Origin of the sequence: Nannocystis sp. RBIL2 (assembly GCF_026626745.1) — a bacterium.
Lineage (GTDB): Bacteria > Myxococcota_A > Polyangia > Nannocystales > Nannocystaceae > Nannocystis.
Map to the genome: position 1 here is coordinate 5,264,956 of NZ_JAPNJW010000001.1, position 20,646 is coordinate 5,285,601.

Annotated in this window: 19 protein-coding genes; 9 read left to right on the plus strand and 10 right to left on the minus strand. The window is 71.2% G+C overall.

Features of this window, described 5'->3' with window-relative positions:
- Positions 1 to 685 precede the first annotated feature (685 nt).
- The 3 genes from OV090_RS20925 to OV090_RS20935 all read left to right on the plus strand — a co-directional run bounded on the left by OV090_RS20925 (position 686) and on the right by OV090_RS20935 (position 4,252).
- On the plus strand, positions 686 to 1,576 hold the full coding sequence (locus tag OV090_RS20925) for a hypothetical protein (RefSeq protein ID WP_267705712.1): 891 nt from the start codon (positions 686 to 688) through the stop codon (positions 1,574 to 1,576).
- Positions 1,573 to 3,420, plus strand: coding sequence for a hypothetical protein (locus OV090_RS20930; RefSeq protein ID WP_267705714.1), 1,848 nt, complete (start codon positions 1,573 to 1,575; stop codon positions 3,418 to 3,420). The genes OV090_RS20925 and OV090_RS20930 overlap by 4 nt, the downstream gene beginning before the upstream one ends.
- A gap of 211 nt (positions 3,421 to 3,631) precedes the next feature.
- Positions 3,632 to 4,252, plus strand: a complete 621-nt coding sequence (locus tag OV090_RS20935; RefSeq protein ID WP_267705716.1) for a peptidoglycan-binding domain-containing protein — start codon at positions 3,632 to 3,634, stop codon at positions 4,250 to 4,252.
- Between the two features lie 15 nt (positions 4,253 to 4,267).
- On the opposite strand, the gene OV090_RS20940 is transcribed toward OV090_RS20935, so the two are convergent.
- From OV090_RS20940 to OV090_RS20960, 5 genes are all read right to left on the minus strand, one after another.
- Positions 4,268 to 6,277 (minus strand): endonuclease/exonuclease/phosphatase family protein, encoded by a 2,010-nt coding sequence (locus OV090_RS20940; RefSeq protein ID WP_267705718.1) that lies wholly within the window; start codon positions 6,275 to 6,277, stop codon positions 4,268 to 4,270.
- Entirely contained in the window at positions 6,274 to 6,768 is a 495-nt protein-coding gene (locus OV090_RS20945) for a GNAT family N-acetyltransferase (protein WP_267705720.1), read from the minus strand. Before OV090_RS20945 ends, OV090_RS20940 begins: the two co-directional genes overlap by 4 nt.
- Before the next feature lie 154 nt (positions 6,769 to 6,922).
- A complete protein-coding gene (locus tag OV090_RS20950) occupies positions 6,923 to 8,485 on the minus strand; it encodes a hypothetical protein (RefSeq protein ID WP_267705722.1) in 1,563 nt (520 codons plus the stop codon).
- Complete coding sequence (locus OV090_RS20955; protein ID WP_267705725.1) at positions 8,482 to 10,071, minus strand: hypothetical protein; 1,590 nt, start codon at positions 10,069 to 10,071, stop codon at positions 8,482 to 8,484. Before OV090_RS20955 ends, OV090_RS20950 begins: the two co-directional genes overlap by 4 nt.
- Positions 10,071 to 11,627 carry a PilT/PilU family type 4a pilus ATPase gene (locus OV090_RS20960; RefSeq protein WP_267705727.1) on the minus strand — a complete coding sequence of 519 codons (1,557 nt, stop codon included), beginning with the start codon at positions 11,625 to 11,627 and terminating at the stop codon, positions 10,071 to 10,073. Before OV090_RS20960 ends, OV090_RS20955 begins: the two co-directional genes overlap by 1 nt.
- An 87-nt stretch (positions 11,628 to 11,714) precedes the next feature.
- On the opposite strand from OV090_RS20960, the gene OV090_RS20965 reads away from it, so the two are divergent.
- Positions 11,715 to 12,626, plus strand: a complete 912-nt coding sequence (locus OV090_RS20965; protein WP_267705729.1) for a histone deacetylase — start codon at positions 11,715 to 11,717, stop codon at positions 12,624 to 12,626.
- A 75-nt stretch (positions 12,627 to 12,701) separates the two neighbouring features.
- On the opposite strand, the gene OV090_RS20970 is transcribed toward OV090_RS20965, so the two are convergent.
- The 4 genes from OV090_RS20970 to OV090_RS20985 form a co-directional block, all read right to left on the minus strand.
- The gene (locus OV090_RS20970) at positions 12,702 to 13,088 is read right to left on the minus strand and encodes a hypothetical protein (protein ID WP_267705730.1); all 387 of its coding nucleotides are present in this window, start codon (positions 13,086 to 13,088) and stop codon (positions 12,702 to 12,704) included.
- Positions 13,089 to 13,374: 286 nt separating this feature from the next.
- The gene (locus OV090_RS20975; RefSeq protein WP_267705732.1) at positions 13,375 to 14,016 is read right to left on the minus strand and encodes a hypothetical protein; all 642 of its coding nucleotides are present in this window, start codon (positions 14,014 to 14,016) and stop codon (positions 13,375 to 13,377) included.
- A 154-nt stretch (positions 14,017 to 14,170) separates the two neighbouring features.
- Positions 14,171 to 15,169 (minus strand): hypothetical protein, encoded by a 999-nt coding sequence (locus tag OV090_RS20980; protein ID WP_267705734.1) that lies wholly within the window; start codon positions 15,167 to 15,169, stop codon positions 14,171 to 14,173.
- A 50-nt stretch (positions 15,170 to 15,219) separates the two neighbouring features.
- Positions 15,220 to 16,230, minus strand: a complete 1,011-nt coding sequence (locus OV090_RS20985) for an NAD(P)-dependent oxidoreductase (RefSeq protein ID WP_267705737.1) — start codon at positions 16,228 to 16,230, stop codon at positions 15,220 to 15,222.
- Between the two features lie 169 nt (positions 16,231 to 16,399).
- Between OV090_RS20985 and OV090_RS20990 the strand changes: the two genes are divergently transcribed.
- On the plus strand, positions 16,400 to 16,981 hold the full coding sequence (locus OV090_RS20990; RefSeq protein ID WP_267705739.1) for a TetR/AcrR family transcriptional regulator: 582 nt from the start codon (positions 16,400 to 16,402) through the stop codon (positions 16,979 to 16,981).
- 39 nt (positions 16,982 to 17,020) lie between these two features.
- Here OV090_RS20990 and OV090_RS20995 read toward each other — a convergent pair whose 3' ends face one another.
- Positions 17,021 to 18,424, minus strand: coding sequence for a DUF1552 domain-containing protein (locus tag OV090_RS20995; RefSeq protein ID WP_267705741.1), 1,404 nt, complete (start codon positions 18,422 to 18,424; stop codon positions 17,021 to 17,023).
- A 228-nt stretch (positions 18,425 to 18,652) separates the two neighbouring features.
- Between OV090_RS20995 and OV090_RS21000 the strand changes: the two genes are divergently transcribed.
- From OV090_RS21000 to OV090_RS21015, 4 genes are read left to right on the plus strand one after another with little or no spacing between them, the layout of a single operon-like run.
- Positions 18,653 to 19,279 carry an STAS domain-containing protein gene (locus tag OV090_RS21000; protein WP_267705743.1) on the plus strand — a complete coding sequence of 209 codons (627 nt, stop codon included), beginning with the start codon at positions 18,653 to 18,655 and terminating at the stop codon, positions 19,277 to 19,279.
- Between the two features lie 2 nt (positions 19,280 to 19,281).
- A complete protein-coding gene (locus OV090_RS21005; protein WP_267705745.1) occupies positions 19,282 to 19,632 on the plus strand; it encodes a hypothetical protein in 351 nt (116 codons plus the stop codon).
- A 1-nt stretch (position 19,633) separates the two neighbouring features.
- Positions 19,634 to 20,260 carry an STAS domain-containing protein gene (locus OV090_RS21010; protein ID WP_267705747.1) on the plus strand — a complete coding sequence of 209 codons (627 nt, stop codon included), beginning with the start codon at positions 19,634 to 19,636 and terminating at the stop codon, positions 20,258 to 20,260.
- 12 nt (positions 20,261 to 20,272) lie between these two features.
- The gene (locus OV090_RS21015) at positions 20,273 to 20,635 is read left to right on the plus strand and encodes an STAS/SEC14 domain-containing protein (protein WP_267705749.1); all 363 of its coding nucleotides are present in this window, start codon (positions 20,273 to 20,275) and stop codon (positions 20,633 to 20,635) included.
- The last annotated feature ends 11 nt before the right edge of the window (positions 20,636 to 20,646 follow it).

The window sequence follows — 20,646 nt, forward strand, 5'->3', positions numbered from 1 at the left end:
CTCCAATCGCCCTGGACACACGCGCGCGGAGTGCCCGGATCTGCCTCACCGTCGCCCGTGGATCCCCCGCACCCGGCGCTCGAATCTGGGCAGGACGGTCCTCCGCGGCTCGTCGTGACCGCGCTCGCGCCTGCACCCCGACCGCGACCCGCTCGACGCCCGAGTCCGAGGGCATCGTCTCGACCGAGGCGACCTGCGCCCTCTGCATCACGCTCGCTAAAACTGTCCCTCCAGACAGGTTTACTCGCAGCACGACACCGTCAGCTCGCGGTTAGCCTGCGCCCGGCTCCCCCACCCCTTTGATCTGCGACCGAACCTCCAGCGCATGCGCCCCGACGCCGTTACCGAGTGCGACCCCGAGGCAGTCGACTGCTCCCTCTCGTGCTGCGACACCAGCAGCCCCGGCGCAGGTCATCAATGCCTCGCCGGGTCACGAAGAAGGGATGGCGCCGCCCGGCAGGGCGACCTCGGCGCCCGCGCCCTCGCATGACATGTCCCATCGGACATCCACGAATGCCGCGCTCGTCGGGGCAGCGACCAGCCCTCGTGGCCGACCTGCCCCTCACCAGCTCGCAGCCTCGCCGCCGAGCCCGCCAGCGACCCCGCGCCGATCGCGGCCAGCGAATCACCCGCACCCCGCCCCTGCGCCTCCCCCTCGCCCTCTCCGTTCGCTACACTGCGCCCCGTGCCTCTCGACGCGACCCGACGCCGTGCCGCGGTCTTGCTCGGCCTCGTCGGCCTCGTCGCCGCCGTCGAGTGGGTCGCCGCCGCCCGCGCCTATCGCACGCTCCTCGGGCCCGCCGACTGGGACGCCGCAGCGGCCGCCCTCGCCGCGCTCCCGCCCGACGAGCCCGTCGTGCTCGCCGACGACTGGCTCGGCCCCGTGGCGCGCCGGCACCTCCTCCCGCTGCAGCGCTCGCTCGGCCGCCCCGACCTCCACGGAGCGCCGCGCTTCCACGTCCTCGCGCTCGGCGAGCCGCTCACCCCCGACCTCCGCGCCGACCTCGGTGACCTCGCGCCCGAGCCGCTCGGCGTCGACGATCTCGGCCCCCTCGCCCTCCACCACTTCGCCGCGCCTTCGGGACATGTCCTGTGGGACATCCTCGATCAGCCCGCCCTGCTCGCCGCCGATCGCGTCGGCGCCTGCCGCAAGGCCCAGCGGACCTGGGCCTGCAAGCACGGCCGCGCCACCGTCCGCTACGCCGAGATCGGCTACCGCCCGCGCCGCTGCCTGGCGATCGACATGAGCGACGGCGCGGCCTTCGAGCTGCGCGGGCGCGTCGAGCTCGGCGCGCGCCTGCGCGGCCACCTCGGCTTCTCCGACTTCAACGGCCGCCTGCGCGACGACGCCCCCGCGATCGTCGAGCTCGAGCTCGACGGCGTCCCGCGGGCGCGCTGGCTCGTCAGCGACAACCAGGGCTGGGCCGCCTTCGAGCTCGCCACCACCCCCGGCCCGGCCGAGCTCACCGTCCGCGTCACCAACCTGCTCGCCGGTAGCTTCACCCCCGCCGGCTACGACCCTGACGCGCGCCGCGTCCCCTGCCTCGACCTGCGCGCCCTCATGGAGCCCGCGTGACCCGTCGCCTCCCCGCGCTCGCCGCCGTCGCGCTCGGCCTCGCCGTCGTCCTCCTGCTCGCCCGCGGCCACCGCGACGTCGGCTACGTGCGCGACGAGGGCATCTACTTCCACGCCAGCCGCGCCTACGCCGACTGGGCCGTGCGCGGCCTGCAGTCGCCCTCGGCCCTGTTCGACCGCGCCGCCCGCGACCGCGCCTTCGCAGTCAACCACGAGCACCCCGCCCTGATGAAGCTCGCCGGCGGCCTGTCCGCGCGCCTGTTCTCCGCGCCAGGTCCCGAAGGACAGCCGCCCGAGGCCCGGGCCCCAGCCGGCCTGCTGCCGCTCATGCCCGAGGGCGCCGCCATGCGCCTGCCTGCCCAGCTCCTCGCCGGCCTCGGCGTCGCCCTCCTGTTCCTCGCCGGCGCCGGCCTCGTCCGCTCCAAAAGACATGTCCTCGGAGACAGCCCCGCGCCCGCCGCTCCGAACCCGCCTCGCCAGCGAGTTTCGGACGCTCCATCCGACCTGTCCTCCGAGCCAGCCAGGACGCCGCCCGCTCCCGACCTGTCCCCCGGGACAGCCACTCCGACATCCCCACCCGACCTGTCCTCCGAGACATTCGCCCTCTCCCCGCTGATCCCCGCCGCCCTGGCCGCCCTGTGGTTCATCGGCCTGCCGCACGTGTGGGTCCACGCCGGCCTGCACTGCTTCGACGTCCCGGTCGCGGTCCTGACCCTCGCCGTCGTCCTGTGCTATCGGCGAGCGCTCGCCTCGTGGCGCTGGTCGCTGCTGCTCGGCCCGCTCCTGGGCGTGGCGATCTCCATCAAACACAACGCCCTCTTCATCCCCGTCCTGCTCGGCCTCCACTACCTCGCCTGCCTCGCCCTGGCCGGTCGCCGCCCCAGCCGCGGCCAGCTCCTGCCGCTGCCGTTCCTCAGCATGGCAGTGCTGGCGCCGCCGACCGTGCTCGCCCTGTGGCCGTGGCTGTGGAGCGACCCGCTCGTGCGCCTCGGCGAGTACGTCGAGTTCCACCGCCTCCACGCCTACTACAACACCGAATACTTCCACATCAATTACAACCAGCCGCCGCTGCCGTGGAGCTACCCGTTCGTCCTCACCTGGGCCACCGTCCCGACCGCCCTGCTCCTGCTCGCCGCGCTCGGCCTCGTCCTGGCTGTCCGCAAGGACCTGTCCGAAAGGCCATCCGCTGACATCGCCTCCGCGCGCTTCACCGCCCCCCTGCGCGGCCACCCGGCCCGCGACGGCCTGCTGTGGGCGCTGTTCGGCCTGTTCCCGCTGGCCCTCATCAGCCTGCCGACGATCCCGATCTTCGGCGGCACCAAGCACTGGCTGACCGCCTACCCCTTCCTCGCCCTCGCCGCGGCCTTCGCCTACGTCACCCTGTGGCGCGCCCTGGCCCCGACCGGCCGCGCTCGCCACCTGCCCGCCGCCCTGCTGCCATTGCTGCTGGTGCCCGCGCTGTGGAGCACGCTCCACGGCCACCCCCACAACCTGTCGCAGTACGCCCCGCTCGCCGGCGGCGCCCGCGGAGCCGCCGACCTCGGCCTGCTCCGCGGCTTCTGGGGCAGCTCGGTCCTCCCGCTCTTTGAAGACATGTATCAGCGGACAGGTCCGCTCTACGTCCACGACCTCCACGAGCTCGCCCGCCTGCAGTACGAACGCGAGGGCCGCTGGCCCCCCGGCGTCACCGCGGCCCCGCTGTCGCGCGCCCGCACCGGCCTGCTGTTCCACGAGCGCCACATGCTCTCCAACGAGGTCGACCTCTGGAACCATTTTGATAATAGCGCGCCGATCGACGTCGTCACCCTCGACGACGTCCCGCTGACCAGCCTCTACGGCAAGTGATCCGCCCTGGACTTCGCGTATCATGTCTTTAGGGACATGTCCTTCGCGACAGTCACCGAGGCGCTCGCGCCGTGACCCGCCGCGCCGACCGGCGCGCCTCCGCCCCAGGACTCGCACGTGAGCCAGCGGCCCGTCACCGCCGCAGATCGCAGCCTCCCACGCGCCGCGCCGCGCTTGCCCGGGCCGTCGAGATGACGGCACACTGAGCACGATGGGTCGGGTCCACACCGTCGAGCCGGGGGAGTGTCTGCTCAGCATCGCCGATCGCTTCGGCTTCTTCCCCGACACCCTGTGGAACGCCCCGGAGAACGCCGGGCTGCGGCGCGCCAGGGCGCAGTCGAACCTCCTCGTCCCGGGCGACGCGGTCCACATCCCCGACCTCCGCGTCAAGGAGGAGCGCGCGCCCACCGACATGTGCAGCGTGTTCCGCCGCCGCGGGGTGCCGGTGCGGATCTACGTGCGGCTGATGCGAGACGACCAGCCGTGCGCAGGCGTCGCGTACACGCTCGCGGTCGGCGAACAGGAGCTCGCGGGCGTCACGTCCGCGGCCGGGGAGATCGAGCACTGGCTGGCCACGACGGTCCGCACGGGCCGCCTGACCCTGAACACCGGCGAGGTCTACGAGCTGGCGATCGGTCGCCTCGAGCCGGCGAGCGAGGAACGTGGCCTGCGCGCACGCCTGTGCAGCCTCGGCTTTTTGCCCGCGATCGACGCCGAACCCGCGGAGCTGGACGCGGCTCTGCGCCGCTTCCAGGCCGCCGCGCAGCTCCCCGTCACCGGCGTCGTCGACGAGGCCACCCGCGCCCGCCTCGTCGAGCACAACGGCTCCTGATACGCCATCTCACAGCTACCCGCGCCACTCCTGCCGCGTATCATTCTCGTCGGTGTCTCGATCGTCGTACAGGTCGGTCTCGTCCACGAAATCGAACTCGAAGACCTTGTAGCCGCTGATCTGCATGCAACGATAGGCGGCGCGCGCCGCCTCGTAGGTCAGGGCGACGAGGGTGTCGTTCAGCGGCGACCACCGGAGCGCGTCGCGGGCGAACGCCTCGACGTTGACGAAGTGATACACCTGCTCGTTCGAAAAGACCTGCTCCACCCCCGCGTCGCCGGGAATGGGGCGGCTCACCACCTTCAGGTCGGTGCCCACGAGCTTCAACATGCACGACAGGTAGACCAGAACTCGGCGCGCACGCCAATAGTTATGGTCGACCGCCTGGGGCGGGACGAGATAGAGCTTGTTCAGCAACCCCTCGAGGATCTGCAGCGCCTCGAACTTCACGCGCGCGCGGATCTTCTCCAGCTCCATCTTCGAATCCTCCAGCTCGTCGGAGTAAGTGACCGCGAAGTCGCGCCGATACTCGGCCAGCTTCGCAGAATAATCGTGGTTGCAGAAGATCGCGCCGATCGGCGCGTGATCGCTGACGGTACACCACCAATTGAGCGCGTTGTGATTGGGGTCCACGTGCAGGATGCCGCTCACCGGCGACACCATCCCGCAGAAGCGATGCGTCAGCCCGCGCGTGCAGATGAAGAAGTCGGCCCGCTTGTTGAGGACCACCTTGATCCGCCTGTTCCCGCCGCCGAGCGTGAACATCACCACCCGGTCGGCCAGGTGGTTGTCCGAGGATCCCTTGGTCTTCGGCTTGCGCTTGTCGCTCTGCAGCGCGTGCTCGAACGCCCGCTTCGGATCGGCCTGGGTGAACGCCCCCGCTTCACGGGCCTTCATCAACTTGTTGAAGAGGAGCGCCTTCTCCTTCTTGCTCGCGTCCCCGTCCTCCTCGGCGTCCTCGTCCTCTCCGTCGTCTTCGACTTCGATCTCGTAATGCTCGCTTACCGCCGACAACCCGGTCTGGTTGCTCGCCGACAGCGGGATGACCAGATCCAGGCCACAGCTGTTCACCGCGTGCTCGAAGCGCCCCGCGCGGCCGTGGTCGTGCCCGCGATCCATGACCGACGCCTCGGGATCGAGGTAGTAGTCGCCGACCACGATCCAGTGCTCACCTAACGCGCCGCGGGCCCGCGCCACCTGCAGGATGAACTTGACCTGGTCGAACTCGTGCTTGCGGCTGAGACCGCTGCCTTTGGGCGTGGTGTGGACATTGGCGATGTACACGAACCCGCCGCCGGGCAGGATCATCCGGTAGACGACGATGGGTCGATACGACGCGTACCCCCGGAGCCCCTTGTTCTTCTTCTTGTGCTGAGGTTTGGTCCAAAAGATGGTCTGCCCCTCGGGGCAAGCGATCCACCTGCCGCGGTGCAGCGCCCAGCAGCCGTCGAAGGTCAACCGGTCGGCGCGGTACACGAGCGGGTAGTACTCGTGCTGGCCCTTGCCGCCTTTCGGCCCGATGGAGACCATGTGCGGCCCCAGCGCGAGCTTGAGGCCGTGCGCGAGGATGTCGTTCGGGAACGATTGCAACGAGACCTGGTTGATCTCCTGGAGGACCAGCACGTCCAGCCACGGGTTCTTGGTGAACAGCCGGGCGAGGGTGTATTTCTTGGAGAAATACTTGGGCTTGGTCTTGTTCATGTGGTTGATGTTCCACGTCACCACGCCCAGGTCGATCAGAGGGTTCCGGTTGATCGTGATCGGCGAATGGAACTGCGAGAACGAGGACATGCTGCGGCCGCTGTCAAACCGCCGAACCGACTGCTGGGGCAGCGGCGTGAGCCAGGGAGCGTCGTCGTCCGAGAGCGTCTCGAACGGGTCCACGAACGGCTCTTCTTTCTCTTCGCGGTCCGAGACCGCGTCCTCCGTCATCCCGCTGTCCGCGTTGTCCTCTTCGCCGTAGTCGTCGTCCTCGTCGACGTAGTCCTCGTCCCCGACGAAATCGTCGAAATCCCCCTCGTTCATCTCCATACGGCGTCTCCCACCCAGCAGCGTTCGTAACGTTCCACGATCGCACCGCCCTGGCGCGCACGGCCGACGGCGGTCCGCACGAACGAGTTCTTCTCCAGGACGACGCGCGAGGCATGGTTGTGCCGGGCGACGTAGCTGCACACGCGCCCCAGCCCGAGCTCCGCGCGGGCGAACGCCAGCGTCAGGCCCGCGGCCGCCGTGGCGTGGCCCCGCTGGCGCGCCGCCGCGGCGATCCAGTAGCTGAGCTGCGCCCCACGCCGGTCCGGCGCGAAGCGAGCCAGCCGCGTCGTGCCGACCGCGACCCCGGCGGCGACAGCGACGAACACGAACGCCTCGCCGGCGCCCCGGCGCCGCAGCTCCTCGCGCACCCACGCCTCCGCGTCCGCGTCCGGCCGCGGGATCGCTCCGCCCGCCGGCGGCTCACCCTCGCTCGCGCGAGCCAGCCAGGCCGCGTCGTCGAGCTCGAGCGGTCGCAGCCCCAACACGCCGCGATCCTATCACTGCCGCCCCTGTCACGGTCGGCCGCGCCACGCCGCGCGTTCGCGCCCGCGTCGCCCCACACGTGCGAAGCCCTCGCTCCCGCGCGGCGCGCAGACTCGACCGAACACTCACGCAATGACGGGGCGACGACGGCGGGGCTCACTCGCTCCGCCGCACGTACTCGTGCTGCACGCCGGTCCACGGCGTCACCATCCCGGCCGCGGACATGTAGCCCGTCATCGGCAGCACGCGCGCCTCGCCTGCGAGCTGCCGCCCGGCAGCGTAGCGCCGGCGCAGCGGCCCGCGCAGCCACGCCGGCGCGTCGCCGTCGATCCACACCGCCGCGAAGTCGCCCCGGCTCACCGCAGCCGCCAGGTCAGCCTCGATCTGCTTCTGCCTGTCCTTCGGGACATCGTGGATCCCCATCGACCCCACGTGCCCCAGTCCTCCGGCCAGCACGCTCCACCACGGCCGGTGCAGCGCCAGGATCGCCCGCGGATCGCCCTCGAGCTCGGCCCGCAGCGCCGCCGCCCGCTCGCGCAGCCCCGCCGGCGGGATCGTCCGCGACAGGTCTTGCCGCACATAGCTGTCCCGAAGACCAGCCAGCCCGCGGTCCTGGATCGGCTGATAGGTCGGCTCGATCACCAGCGCGAACACCAGCTGCGCCGCCACCAGCCCCAGCGCCGCCGCCTCGCCGCGCCCGACCGGCAGCACCACCGCCAGCCACGCCGCAGCGAAGCACACCCCCGGCATGAACGCGTTCGGCTCGGCCCACTGCGTCGAATAGCCCAGCGCCGACACCAGAAGCCCCGCCGCCGCCAGCACCCCCCAGTACGCCGACCCGCGCCAGCCGCCCTTTTTTAAAAAAAGCTCTCTCCGCCATGCCCGATCGGCCAGCCAGCGACCGCCGATCAGCCCCACCAGCACCGCCAGGAACGGCGCCGCGTGGAAAAACATCCCCCAAGTCTTGCGCCAGAACCTCACCGCGTTGAACGCATGCGATTGATGTAATTCATAAACATACGTCCACAGCCGCCCCTCGGTCAGCCACTGCCCGAGCAGCATGCCGCCGCCGTCGATCGCCGCGATCGTGGCCGCGTAGATCCACAACAACCGCGGCGCCACGATGAGCCCGGCGACCCCGCTCGCCAGCACGAACACCGCGGCAGTCTGCTTGGCCCAGAACGCCGCCGCCACCAGCACACCCGCCGCCACGACCCGGCGCCGGCTCCCCGCCCCCTCGCGCAGCAGGATCAGCCCCCACAGCAGCAGCGCCAGGAAAAAACTGTCCGCGCGGGCCACGTCGTACCAGCGGAACGTGAACACGTAGCCCGACAAGAACAGCCCGACCGCCGCCGCCGCGTGCGCGCGCGGCTTGCCCTCGAATCGCACCAGCCGCCACAGCCCCGCGGCCACCGCACCGATCGCCGCGACGCTCACCGCCCGCCCGAGCACGTAGCCGAGCGGCAGCACCCAGCCGAGGATCGCCAGCACCGCCGGATACAGCGGCGTATACAAGAACGGCACGAACTCGGTCGACGGCTCGGGATAGATGCTCTGCCCCTGCTGCAGCCGCAGGGCAGTGTGCAGGCTGCCGCCCTCCATCCATTCGAGCTCGAGCGGGAAGCCGATCCGGCACGCGAACACGATCGCCATCCCCACCGCCCACGCGATCGTCAGGCCGACGACCAGCGCCCGCAGGCGCGCCACCCACACGCTCACTGCGCCACCCCGTCGACGAAGGGCCCGACCGTCCGACCCCGCCGGCGCAGGCAGCAGTAATAGCCGACCTCGAGCACACCATCCGCCTCATGCAGATCGGCCACCGAGCCCGGCTCGGCGCACGCCCACACCATGTCGCGCCCGAAGCCCCGGTTCTGCGCCGCGGACGGCGGCGGCCGCCTCGGCCCGACGTACCCGACGTGACACAGCAGATCGGGGTCGCGCGCGATGATCACCGCCTGCGGCGCCATCAACTGATGCCCCGGTCGCGCCTTCGCCTGCGGTCGCACCTCGACCTCGCGCGGCCAGCGGTCGACCAGCCCGTACACGTCGACCGCCCGCAATTTCGACGCGTACGGCAACGCCCCCGCCGCCCCGACCGAGATCGTCGTGTCCTCGGGGACATGCTCTTTAAACCATGTCCCCGCGGCCACCCGCTCGCGCGCGAACCGGTCCATCGCAGTCACGCCCTCCCAGCGCCCGTCGATCCACCCCGTCGGCGTCGCCCGATCAATTATTAAACGGTCGCGCGACATGACCCCGAGGACAGCCGCCAGCGCCCACCCCACGCAGGTCGCCGCCGCCGGTCCGCGCGGCCCGAGCACACGCTCGCCCGCCTCGGCCAGCAGCCAGCCGACCAGCCCGGCGGTCAGCGCGGTGGCCACAATTAAAAAACGCCCGTAGGCCATGAAGTCGCCGCCGACCGACCACGCGTAGCCGAGCACCGCCGCGATGGGCAGCACCAACGGCGCGTGCCGGGCCCGCAGGAGCAGCACCAGCGGCGCCAACCACACCAGCCGCAGCGCGCTCGCCCACGTCGTCACGTATGCGATCCCGAACGTGTCGCGCAGCAGCCGGCCGTGCTGCTTGATCGCCCACGTGTTCGGCAGCCACTCCCCGTAGTACGTCCACCGCCACAGCAGGTGCGCGAGCAGCGGTCCGCTCGCCAGCGCCGCCGCGACCGCCGCCTCGCGCGTCGACGGCAATCTCTCTCGCCTGCCTTCCAGAACATGTCCGATAGACCATGTTACAAAAAACACTCCGATCGGCAGCACCGCGTCGGGCCGGGTCAGCCCCGCCAGCGCCGTCGCGATCCCGGCCGCGCGCCAGCGCCCGCTCGCGGTCGCTGCCATCGCCGCGATCGTCAGCGCGGCCGCCCACGACGTCTCGAGCCCGCCGTGGGCCCACACCACGTACTCAGGCACGGCAGCCAGCAAGAACGCCGGGAGCAGGTCGGCCGCCGCCCACGCGCTCGCCCCTCGCAGCGCCCGCACCAGCACCACGGTCGCGGCCGCCCCGGCCAGCGCCCCGAGCTGCGTCAGCCACGGCGCCAGCGCCTCGGGCAGCGCTCCGAGACATGTCCCGAGGGCCAGGACGACCACCCACGAGAAATTCGTATAGCCCTCGACGCGCTCGCCGAGGTTGTACTCGAGCGCCCCGTGCTCGGCGAGGTTCCAGGCGTAGCGGAACGAGATGTACGCGTCGTCGCAGACGAACTGCCACGCGCGCGCGTGCAGCAGCAGCGCGGCCGCGGTGGCGACCGCCAGCGCGACGACGGCGATCTTCTGCCCGCGCCCGGCCGGCATCACAGCGACCGACGCAGCGCCTCTGGGTCTTGCGCCGCGCCCATCGCCGCCTCGAGCGACACCTTGCGCGCGCGGACCAGCGCCGCCAGCGACTGCTCGAGCGACACCATCCCGTCGGCCCGGCCGGTCTGGATGGCCGTGGCGATCTGGTGCCCGCGGCCCTCGCGGATCTGGGCCGCCACCGCCGCGGTCACCAGCATCTTTTCAAAGGCCACCGCGCGCTCGTTCCGCGACACCGGCACCAGCACCTGAGTCACGATCGCCTTCAGCGTGCCCGCCAGCTGCAAGCGCACCTGCGCCTGCTGGTGGCCGGAGAAGCCGTCGATGATGCGGTCGACCGCCATCGCCGCGCCGGCCGCGTGCAACGTCGACAGCACCAGGTGGCCCGTCTCCGCGGCCGTCAGCGCCGCCGAGATCGTCTCCGGGTCGCGCATCTCGCCGAGCAGGATGATGTCGGGCGCCTCGCGCAGCGACGCGCGCAGCCCCTCGGCGAAGCTGGCCACGTCACGCCCCACCTCGCGCTGGTGGATCAGCGCCTTCTTGCTGGTGAACACGTGCTCGATCGGGTCCTCGAGCGTCACCACGTGCTTCGCCGCCGAGCGGTTGACGTGCTCCACCAGCGCCGCCAGCGTCGTCGACTTGCCCGAGCCCGTCGGCCCCGTGAACAGCACCAGCCCCGCCGGGTAGCCGACCAGCGACGTGAAGTCGTCCGGCAGGCCGAGCTCGGACAGCGTCGGCGCCTTGTCGCGCACCGGCCGGAGCGCCGCCGACAGCCCGCGCTGCTGGCGGAACACGTTGACGCGGAAGCGCAGGCCGCCGAGGTCGAGCGCAGTGTCGACGCTGCCCGCCGAGCGCAGCCGGGCCCGCTGCTCGGGCCCCAGCACCTTGGCGAACAGCGCGGCGATCGCCGCCTCCGACGCGGGCGTGCCGATCTCGCGCAGGTCGCCGGCGGTGCGCACCCGCGGCGCCAGGCCGGCCGAGAAGATCACGTCGGCCGCACCCTCCCAGTGGGCCCGCTGCAGCACGCCGCGCAGCTCGTCGGCCGCCCGCTGCGCGTCCTCGTCGGGCTCTTCGGACATGTCCTCGACGACAGGTTCCGGCACCACCGGCTGCGGCGCGGGCACCGGGGCCGCCGCGCTGCGCACCGGCGCCGGGCGCACGGGAGGCGGCGGCGCGGGGGCGCGGACCGGCGGCTGGTCGGGCACCGGGTGGCTGTCCTGAGGGCCAGGTCTCCCGGCACCTGTCCCGGCGGCCACCCGCGCCTTGGCCAGGCTCAGGTGGTAGCGCCCGCCGTCGATCTTGAGCTCGCCGGAGAAGCGCTGGCCCTCGAAGGTGTGCTCGACCTTGACCGACTTGCGGGCGTCGAGCTCCTGGCGCTGCTCCGGGGTGACGAGGTCCTCGAAGAACATCGCCACCATCTCGTGGCTGACCTTCGGCATCGACAGCGGCACGTCGGCGCCGGCGCGTTTGAGCGAGGGGACGCGTTCGGAGGCGAGGACCAGGCCGTCGGCCTTCTGGGCGTCGAGGATCTTGAGCAGCGAGTCGATCGCGGCCATGGCGCCGGTATAGCGCGAGGCGAGGTCTCCTCGCCAGTGCTCCCTGTCCGATGCGCGCCCAGCCGGGGCGTGGCATCGTCAGGGCGCATGCACGTGTTTTATTCCGACCAGTTCGTGCTGCCGCTCCCGCCCGGCCACCGCTTCCCGATGGCCAAGTACGCCGCTCTGCGCGCGCGCGTGGCCGCCAGCGGCCTGGTCGACCCCTCCGAGATGCACGTGCCCGAGCGCGCCACCCGGGAGCAGCTCGCGCTGGCGCACGACCCCGGCTACGTCGATCGCGTCTGCCGCGGCGAGCTCAGCGCCCGCGAGCAGCGCGAGATCGGCTTCCCCTGGTCCGAGGCCATGGTCGAGCGCTCGCTGCGGTCGACCGGCGCCACCATCGGCGCCTGCAGGGCCGCGCTGATCCACGGCAGCTTCGCCGTCAACCTGGCCGGCGGCACCCACCACGCCTCCCGCGACCACGGCGACGGCTACTGCGTGTTCAACGACAGCGCCGTGGCAGCCCGCGTCATGCAGGCCGAGCGCCGCGCCGACCGCGTCCTCGTCGTCGACTGCGACGTCCACCAGGGCGACGGCACCGCCAGCATCCTCGCCGACGACGACACCATCTTCACCTTCTCGATCCACGGCGCCAAGAACTACCCTTTCAAAAAGCAGACGAGCGACCTCGACATCGAACTGCCCGACCGCACCGGCGACGCCGACTACCTCGCAGCCCTGGACCGCGGCCTCACCGAGGCGCTCGCCCGCGCCCGCCCCGATTTCGCCATCTACCTCGCCGGCGCCGACCCCTACGAGGGCGACCGCCTCGGCCGCCTGGCCCTCACGAAAGAGGGCCTGGCGCGGCGTGACCGCATGGTTTTAAGGACATTGCGCGAAGCACATGTCCCGGCGGCCATCTCGATGGCCGGCGGCTACGCCAAGGAGCTCGACGACGTGGTCGAGATCCACTTTAAAACGGTGAGCATCGCGGCGGAGATCTGCGACGACGGGCCGTGAGCCGTCGGCACCACTGCGGCGAGCAGGCCGGGCGTCGCCGCGAATCGACAGCCCGGCCTGAAGAGTAGCGACAGCTCACCAGTCCTCGCACGGCACGCACGTCGAGATATGCGCCTCCCACCCGGTGCATTCTTTCGGACACCAGGCCCCGGTCCCGAAGCAGGTACGCTTCATGATGTTGTTGACCCGGCCGTTCGCGCAGGTGCCACAGGCATGAAACGCGTGGCTGTATTCCATGTACTGGTCGCTGCAAGGATCGGCGGCCGGTTCGACCGGCGCCGCCAGATCCTCGAGCCCGTCGTCGACGGAGAGCTGCCGCTCGGGCGCCTCTTCCTCCGCGCCTGCCAGCTCTTCGGGGTCGATCCGCGCCTCTTCCTCGGCGACGAGGCTCGCCTCGTCGCAGCCGCCGATCGCCAGCGAAAACATCATCACGCCCAGTCCGGCCAACATCTTCTTCGTCATGGATCGTTCTCCTTACGGTTCGGTTCGGTCGGTGAGCCCGTTCCCGGGCCTTCCTGGGGGATGACAGGTGCGGTGATTCGTTGTCGCATCGCCCTGCGCAAAAAAACGGCGCCGCGCATTCGCACGGGCCGTGCATTCGGAATCACGAACTGTGCTGCGAGAAAATAGCGGACTCGACCATTCGGTGTCCTGCGAATGGCCCCGAGCGAAACCGGCGTACCGATTGCGGCGACCGGAGCATTCGCGCCGCCCTCGCAGCGGCCCTCCGTCCTCCTGGCGAGAAGAATCAGCCCTCGCACTTCATCGAGATCTCGCGAAAGACATCAGGCACCGGCTGCTCGCAGATCGTACTGGCCGAGCCGAGCTGCGCGTAGCAGGCCTCGATCCCGCCGTCGTCGGCGCAGGCGAGCGGCGCGATGCAGGCCACGAACGCCGCGAAGGCCTCGGTCTGGCAGGCCACGAACGCCCCGTTCTGCGGGTCGGCCGCGAACACCTCGCAGGTGCACGCGTCCTCCTCCGGCGTGGTGCCGTTCGCCTCCAGGCACTCGCGCAAGGTCGGATAGTCGCCCGCCTCGACCGAGCAGCCGCAGCTCCACGCCTGCATCTCGACCTGCAGCGCATTGCCCTCGGCGCAATTTTTAAAGATCTGCGGGTCGCCCTCGCTCGTCGTGCCCGATTCGTCAGTCGTTGCGCCTGAGCCGGCGCTCGTCGTGGCCGATCCCTCCGTCGTCGCGCCCGGCTCCTCGCTGGTCGTGCTGGTGCTCTCTGCGAGCGACGTGCTGGTGGGCGCATCGCTCGTGGTCGTCGTCGTGCTCTGCGTGGTGGCCTCGGTCGAGGCGCCGTCGCCGTCCGGGGCGCCTGGATCGGCGCAAGAGGCCAGCGCTCCAAAGAAGACGATGATGTGAGGCGTTTTCGAACGCTTGTGCATGCTCGAGCTCCTCCGCCGCGCAGGCGGCGGGGTCACGGCGATCGTGGGACCGCCTCACTCGAGAGAGGCGCGCTGCGCCCGCAGTCGCATCGCTCGCGGCGATTTCTTTTCATCGCAAGCGCGAGCGTACTCGCGCGGGCTCCCCCGCAGCGTTTCACGCCCGGCGCACGCGCACCCCGAGCTCCTGCAGGCGGCGGAGCACGTACTCCGGCTCGAGCAGGCTCTCCGGGTGATACAGCCCCGGCCCCGGCGCGGGCCCGCCCGCGAGCCCGAGCAGCCGCTCCGTGGCGAGCGCGGCCCCGTGCGCGCTGAGGTTCGCGTACACGTCGCCATCGATCAATTCATAGCGAGCCTGCACCGGCTCCCCGTCGCGACCCTCGCCGGCGATCTCCACAATGAGCTCGGTCGACGGCGCCGCATCGGAGACCTTGTCACGCCCGGCGAAGTCGACGCGCAACGACCTCGCGCCCAGCGCCCCCGCCAGGCTCACCACGTCGAGCAGCGGCAGCGCCTGCGCCTGGCGCGTCACGCCGCCGACGTCGACCACCTCTCGCAGCGCCTCCTGGCCTCCGACCCACCGCCACAGCCCGTCGCGGCGGATCAGCGCGCTCGGGCACTCCTCCGTCAGCCGCACGAAGTCGGCCTGCGACGCCGGCCCGCCCTGATCGTCGGCGTCGACCACCCCCACCAATGCGATCGACTCGACTCTTTTAAAAAACCTCTCGCGGGCGAAGTGCAGCGCCGCGAGCGTACCGACGCCGCCGAACACGTGCCCGAGCACCAAGATCGGCGCGCTGTGCGGGCGCTGCACGTAATGCGCGAGCTCCGGACCGATCTCGAACGCGAAGCTGGCGAACGACACATACGGAGTCTGCCGCGCCTGCGCATACTTCAATGAGTTCAACCACGGGTCTTTGAGCAGCGTGACCACGGCGCTGAAGCTCGGGCTCGGCTCGAGGCCGAGGTCTTCGCGCGACAGGTCGACGCTGGACGCCGTCGTCGGCCCGCCGATCTGCGCCGCCACTGCGGCCGCCTTCTCGGCGTTGCGCGCCGCGATCACGATCGGCAGGTCGGGCTGCAGGCGGCGCAGCGTGCGAGCGACGCGGCTACCGACCGCCCCGGAGCCACCGAGCAACAACACCGGATTCTTCATGGATGCGGACATACGAATGAGCTCCTTTCATGCGTTTTTTTTCAGATGGCTCAGGCGCGGCGGATCTGGGTGCCGAACTCCACCAGGCGGCCGAGCAGGTGCTCGGGCTCGATGATGACGTGCGGCAGGTACAGCCCGGGCGGCACCGGCGGCCCGCCGGCGAGGCCGAGGAGGCGCTCGACGCCGACGGCCACGCCCACCGCGGTGATCGGCGCCTGGCCCTGCGGATGCACCAGCTCCTGGCGCACCGTGACGGTGGTGCCGTCGCTGCGGGTGCCGGTGATCTCGAGGATGATTTCTGTCGAGAACGGCTCGCCGCGCCGGCGACTGGACGACTCGCCGAGAGCGAAGACGCTGCGGATCGATCTCGCCCCGGTGGCGGTGGCGAGGCTCAGGACGTCGAGGAGCGAGTAGCCCTGACCGGTCAACTCGCGCCCGTCGACGGCCTTGAACACGCGCGACCCGGCCTCGCCGCCGACCCACTTCCACTGCCCGTCGACGAGTTGGAGCGCGCTCGTCACCGCCTTCGTCTGCCGCTCGAGGTCGGCGTACGCCGCAGGCCCGCCGACGTCCTGCTCGTCGAGGACGGCGGCCAGCTCGATCGCCTCCACGCTGCGGAACTCGCGGGCGAGCTGCACGGCAGCCAGAGTGGCCGCGCCGGCCAGCCAGTAGCCGTCGAGGAGGATCGGCGCGCTCTTCGGCCGGGCCACGTACAGCCCGACCAGCGGCGCGAGCTCGAACGCCGCCGTCGAGATCTCGAGGTACGGCACGCCGCGCGCCTGCGCGAACTCCAGCGAGTGCAGCGTGTCGTCCTTCAAGAACATCACCACCGCGCTGAAGGCCCTCTCCGCGGGCTGACCGAGGTCGGCGCGCGCGAGATCGACGACCACCGCGTCGGCGTTGCCGAGCTCGTCGGCCACTGCGCGGGCCTTGAGGAAGTCGCGCCCGCCGATCGCTATCGGCAGGTCGGGGTGGAGGCGACGGAGGAACTTCGCGGCGATCGAGCCGACGACGCCCGAGCCGCCGACGATGAGGACAGGTGCCTTCGTGGTCGTGGTCATGACAAAAAACTCCCTTCGCGCGGCAGCCGGACCGCCGCGGTTCGCTCGTGGCGCCTCGCTGGCGCTGCAATTTACTCTTAGTAAGTTACGGATGGTAATATGGCCCGACGGTGCTACTGTCAAGGACGGCCGCGCAGAAAGCCTCGCGCGGTGCGCCAGACCCGGGACCATGACGGAGACCACCACCAAGCGGCTGCCCAAGGCCGAGCGGCGCACGCAGCTGCTCGCGACTGCGCAGCAGATCGTGCGCGAGGAGGGGACCGACGCGCTGACGCTCGGCCACCTCGCCGAGCGCGCCGGCGTCAGCAAGCCGATCACCTACGGCCACTTCCAGACGCGCTCGGGCCTGCTCGTCGCGCTGGCCCGCGAGCTCGACGACCGCCACATCGAGGCGCTGCACGGGGCCCTGAAGCGCACGCGCCCGCGCCTGCCCGAGGTCGCCCGCGTGATCAGCAGCGCCTACATGCACTGCTACGTCACCGTCGGCCCGGAGTGGCTGGCGATCCTCGCCGCCCTGCAGGGCGACAGCGAGTCCGAGGCCGTGGCGCAAGAGCTACAGGACCGCTACGTCACGATCTACCGCGACGCCCTGGCCCCGTTCTCCTCCTTGCCGCCCCGCGAGCTGCAGCGCCGCTGCGTCGCCATCATCGGCGCGGCCGAGGCCCTCGGCCGCGAGCTGTTCCGCGGCCGCCTCGACGAGCCCGCCGCCGCCACGACCCTCGCTTCGCTGATCGTCGCCTGGCTGTCGTGATCGAATCGTCACCTGCCCTCGCGGACAGCCTCGACGCCATCACCGCAAGCGGTCGAGCTCGCCGGTGCAGTCGAGCGTCGCGCCGTCCTTGAGCGGCACCGACGTCATCCCCACGGCGTCACGCTCGACCCCCATCGCCCGCGCGATCGACACCAGCAGGCGGTTGTGCGGCGGCCCTTGCAGCTCGTCGCCGAGCAGCCCGGGCACCACGTTCGTCTGTCGCCAGTAGATGTAGCGCCCTGGCTTGTCGAAGTAGCCGGTGCCGCCGGCCAGCACCACGGGCACGTGATGCAGCTGGTGCTCCGGAGTCCCGAGCTCGCTCGACCACACCACCAGAGTGTCGTCGAGCAGCGTCCCGCCGGCGCTCGGGATGTCCTCGAGGACATCCAGCAACCTCGCCACGTCCTCCGCGTGGTAGCGGCCGAAGTTCGTCATCACCTGCGCGGCCACCGGGTCCGACGACACCGCGTGGGCGAAGTCGTTGTGGATGTCCCCTGGCGGCGCGCCGACCTGTTCGTTGCGGAGTCCCCACAGCGCCAGCACCGCGACGCGGGTGAGATCGCACGACAGCGCCAGCGCGGTCAGCGTCGTGAACAGCTCAGTCCGCTGGTCGTACCACTCGGGATCTTCCCAGGGCGCCACCTCCCCGGGCGGCGCCGGTACGACACATGTCTTTTGGGACAGCGTCTCGAGCTGCAGCTCGAGCGCGCGCAGCAGGTCGCGGTGCTGCTCGACCTTGAGGCGGTCGGCCGCGCCGAGGCGGGGCGCGACCGCCGAGAATTGCGCGCGCGCCAGCTCGACCACCTGGCGCTGGCGGGCGCGCATCGCCGCCACATCGGTCGGCAGCGGCGCGCCGCCGGGCCCGTCGGGGAACAGCCGCGTGTACAGCTCGGCCGGCTCGTAGATGTACGGCAGCGTCTTGCCGCTCGCGTCGTACGAGTACGGCCAGCTGCCGTGCGACACCTGCAGCGACGCGATCTGGCCCGCCTCGGCGATCGCCGACGCCACGATCTGATCGATCGACGGCCCCTGCGCGTGCGCCGGTCCGTCCTCGAGCTCCACCGCCTGCGTCCCCGTCAGCGCCGTCGCGTGTCCTTCTTTGTGCTCGTTGAGCGCGGTCGTCAGGCCCACCGCGTTGCCGAGCCCGTCGAGGATCGACAGGCGCGCGCGGTGGCGGTGGAGTGGTTGCAAGATCTCGCTGAACTCGGGCGCAGCGAGCGGCGACAGCGGCACCTCCCAGTCCTCGTCTTCGGGCAGCGCGCCGGGGCGCATGCGCCAGCGCGGGTACACCGCGCCGTGCTCCGTCATCACCACCAGCAGGCGTCGCACCGGCGCCTCCGCCTGCGCTCGCGCGCCGCGCGGCAGCAGCGAGGGCAGACACAGCGCGCCGAGCCCGAGCCCGAGCCCGCCGCGCAGCCACGTGCGACGCGACGTCGACGTCACCTCGCCTCCGTCGCGCCGAGCAAGTCCGCGCGTGCTCGCGCGCGCACGATCGCGCTCGCGTGTGGGCCCGCGGCGGGTCGCGTGTCGGTCCTGCGGACATGCACATGCATCACTCGCGCGACCATCGCTTGTCACCCTACGAGCCGCGTCGCGGTGGGTCAAGGCGCGCGACGCTCACCATGAGAGAGCGTTGACACGTTCGCGCGGGCTTCTCTAAATTGCCAGGCAGTGTCGGTCACGATCGAGGGCGAGCGCGTCGATCAACTCCTGCGCATCATCGTGGCGGCGGCGACCGGCGACTACGAGTTGCGGGTCCCGCTGGTCGAGGAGGACGACGACGAGTTCCTCGAGGTCGAGCTCGGGGTCAACTACTTGTTGGAGGAGCTGGCCCTCGGCAAGGCCAAGAGCGACAGCCAGCGCCAGCAGCTCGAGGCGCGCGCCGAGGAGCTGGCGCACCAGCAGAGCGAGCTCGTGGAGGCGCTGTCGACCCCGGTGATCGCGGTGTGGCCTGGCGTCCTCGCGCTGCCGCTGGTCGGCCGCGTCGACGACGAGCGCGCGGCGCGGATCACCGCCGTCTTGCTCGAGCGCGTCGCCGCCGAGCGGGCCACCCACGTCATCCTCGACCTGACCGGCGTCGGCACGCTCGCCGGCAACACCATGCCGGGGCTGCTCCGCATGGTCCGCGCGATCGGCCTGCTCGGCGCGTCCTGCCTGCTCACCGGCATCAGCCCCGCGGTCGCCCAGCAGATCGTCGCGCTCGGCGAGGCCGAGGGCGGCGCGCCGGTGCGCGCGCTGGCCCAGCTGAGCGACGCGCTCGCGCACGTCCTGGCCCAGAAAGGCGCGCTCCGGGGCTGACCATGCCGTTCCGCTACGAGGAGCTCGTGACCCCCAACGGTCGGCCGTACGTGCGGGTCCACGTCTCGGGCGACATCAGCCTCGGCGACGCCGAGGACTACGTGACCCGGTTCCTCGGGCAGTACCGCGGCCGGCACGTGCTGTCGGTGGTCGCCAGCGGCACCGAGTACTCGGCCAAGGCGCGCAAGCACCTGCTGTCGATGGAGGAGGCCGGCCCGCACGCGACTGTGACGAGCAGCGCGCTGGTGCGGGCGGCGATCAACCTGATGACGCGGTTCACCGACAACAGCAAGTACCGCGTGTTCGGCAACGAGTTCGAGGCGATGGCCTGGCTCGACGACCAGGAGGGGTGACGTGTCGCTGACGATCTCGCAGGCGCGGCTCCACGAGCTCCTCAACGTGCTCGTCACCGCCGGCAGCGGCGACTACGACGTGCGCGTCCGGCTCGAGGAGAACGAGGACGCCCTGCTCGACGTCGAGCTCGGCATCAACTATCTGCTCGACGACCTGATCGACCGCCGCGACCAGAACGAGGCCCAGGAGGAGGAGCTGCTGACGCGCGCGCGGCAGCTGGCGCGCCAGCAGGACGAGCTCGTGCAGGCGCTGTCGACCCCGGTGATCGTCGCCTGGCCGGGCGTGCTGGCGCTGCCGCTGGTCGGCCGCATCGACGACGCGCGGGCCGCCACCATCACCAGCGTGCTGCTGGAGCGCGTCGCCGCCGAGCGGGCCACCCACGTCATCGTCGACCTGACCGGCGTCGCCGCGATCGCCGGTCCCACCCTGCCGGCGCTGCTCCGCATGGTCCGCGCGATCGGCCTGCTCGGCGCGCAGTGCCTGCTCACCGGCATCCGCGCCGACGTCGCCCCGCAGATCGTCGCGCTCTGCGACGCCGAGATCCACGTCCGCGCGCTCGCGCAGCTGTCCGACGCTCTGGCCCTCGTGCTCGCCGAGAAGGGCGCGCTGGGCCAGCCGCACAAGTAGGAGTCACCGCGCATGCCGTTCCTTTACGAAGAGGCCACGACCCCGCAGGGCAAGCCGCTGCTGCGGATCACCGCGCGTGACGAGGTCACGCTCGCCGACGCCGAGTCGCTCGGCGCCCGCATCGAGGAGGGCGCGCCGAACCATCGCTGGCGGATCCTCTCGATCGTCGAGAAGGGCACCGAGTACTCCGCGGGGGCCCGCAAGTACTTCCCGAGCCTGCAGCCCAAGTACGGCGCGATCGCCGTCGTCGTCACCAGCCCGATCGTCCGCGCCGCGATCAACATGATGATGCGGCTGACCGGCCAGGCGCCGAACCTGCACCTGTTCACGACCGAGGCCGAGGGGCTGGCCTGGCTGGACGGCCTCGAGATCTGAGGCGATCTCGG

Coding starts and splice junctions, on each gene's coding strand:
- OV090_RS20935 (WP_267705716.1), top strand. CDS start 3,632: ATGGGTCGGGTCCACACCGTCGAGCCGGGGGAGTGTCTGCTCAGCATC.
- OV090_RS20940 (WP_267705718.1), bottom strand. CDS start 6,277: ATGAACGAGGGGGATTTCGACGATTTCGTCGGGGACGAGGACTACGTC.
- OV090_RS20955 (WP_267705725.1), bottom strand. CDS start 10,071: ATGCCGGCCGGGCGCGGGCAGAAGATCGCCGTCGTCGCGCTGGCGGTC.
- OV090_RS20960 (WP_267705727.1), bottom strand. CDS start 11,627: ATGGCCGCGATCGACTCGCTGCTCAAGATCCTCGACGCCCAGAAGGCC.
- OV090_RS20965 (WP_267705729.1), top strand. CDS start 11,715: ATGCACGTGTTTTATTCCGACCAGTTCGTGCTGCCGCTCCCGCCCGGC.
- OV090_RS20970 (WP_267705730.1), bottom strand. CDS start 13,088: ATGACGAAGAAGATGTTGGCCGGACTGGGCGTGATGATGTTTTCGCTG.
- OV090_RS20975 (WP_267705732.1), bottom strand. CDS start 14,016: ATGCACAAGCGTTCGAAAACGCCTCACATCATCGTCTTCTTTGGAGCG.
- OV090_RS20980 (WP_267705734.1), bottom strand. CDS start 15,169: ATGAAGAATCCGGTGTTGTTGCTCGGTGGCTCCGGGGCGGTCGGTAGC.
- OV090_RS20985 (WP_267705737.1), bottom strand. CDS start 16,230: ATGACCACGACCACGAAGGCACCTGTCCTCATCGTCGGCGGCTCGGGC.
- OV090_RS20990 (WP_267705739.1), top strand. CDS start 16,400: ATGACGGAGACCACCACCAAGCGGCTGCCCAAGGCCGAGCGGCGCACG.
- OV090_RS21005 (WP_267705745.1), top strand. CDS start 19,282: ATGCCGTTCCGCTACGAGGAGCTCGTGACCCCCAACGGTCGGCCGTAC.
- OV090_RS21015 (WP_267705749.1), top strand. CDS start 20,273: ATGCCGTTCCTTTACGAAGAGGCCACGACCCCGCAGGGCAAGCCGCTG.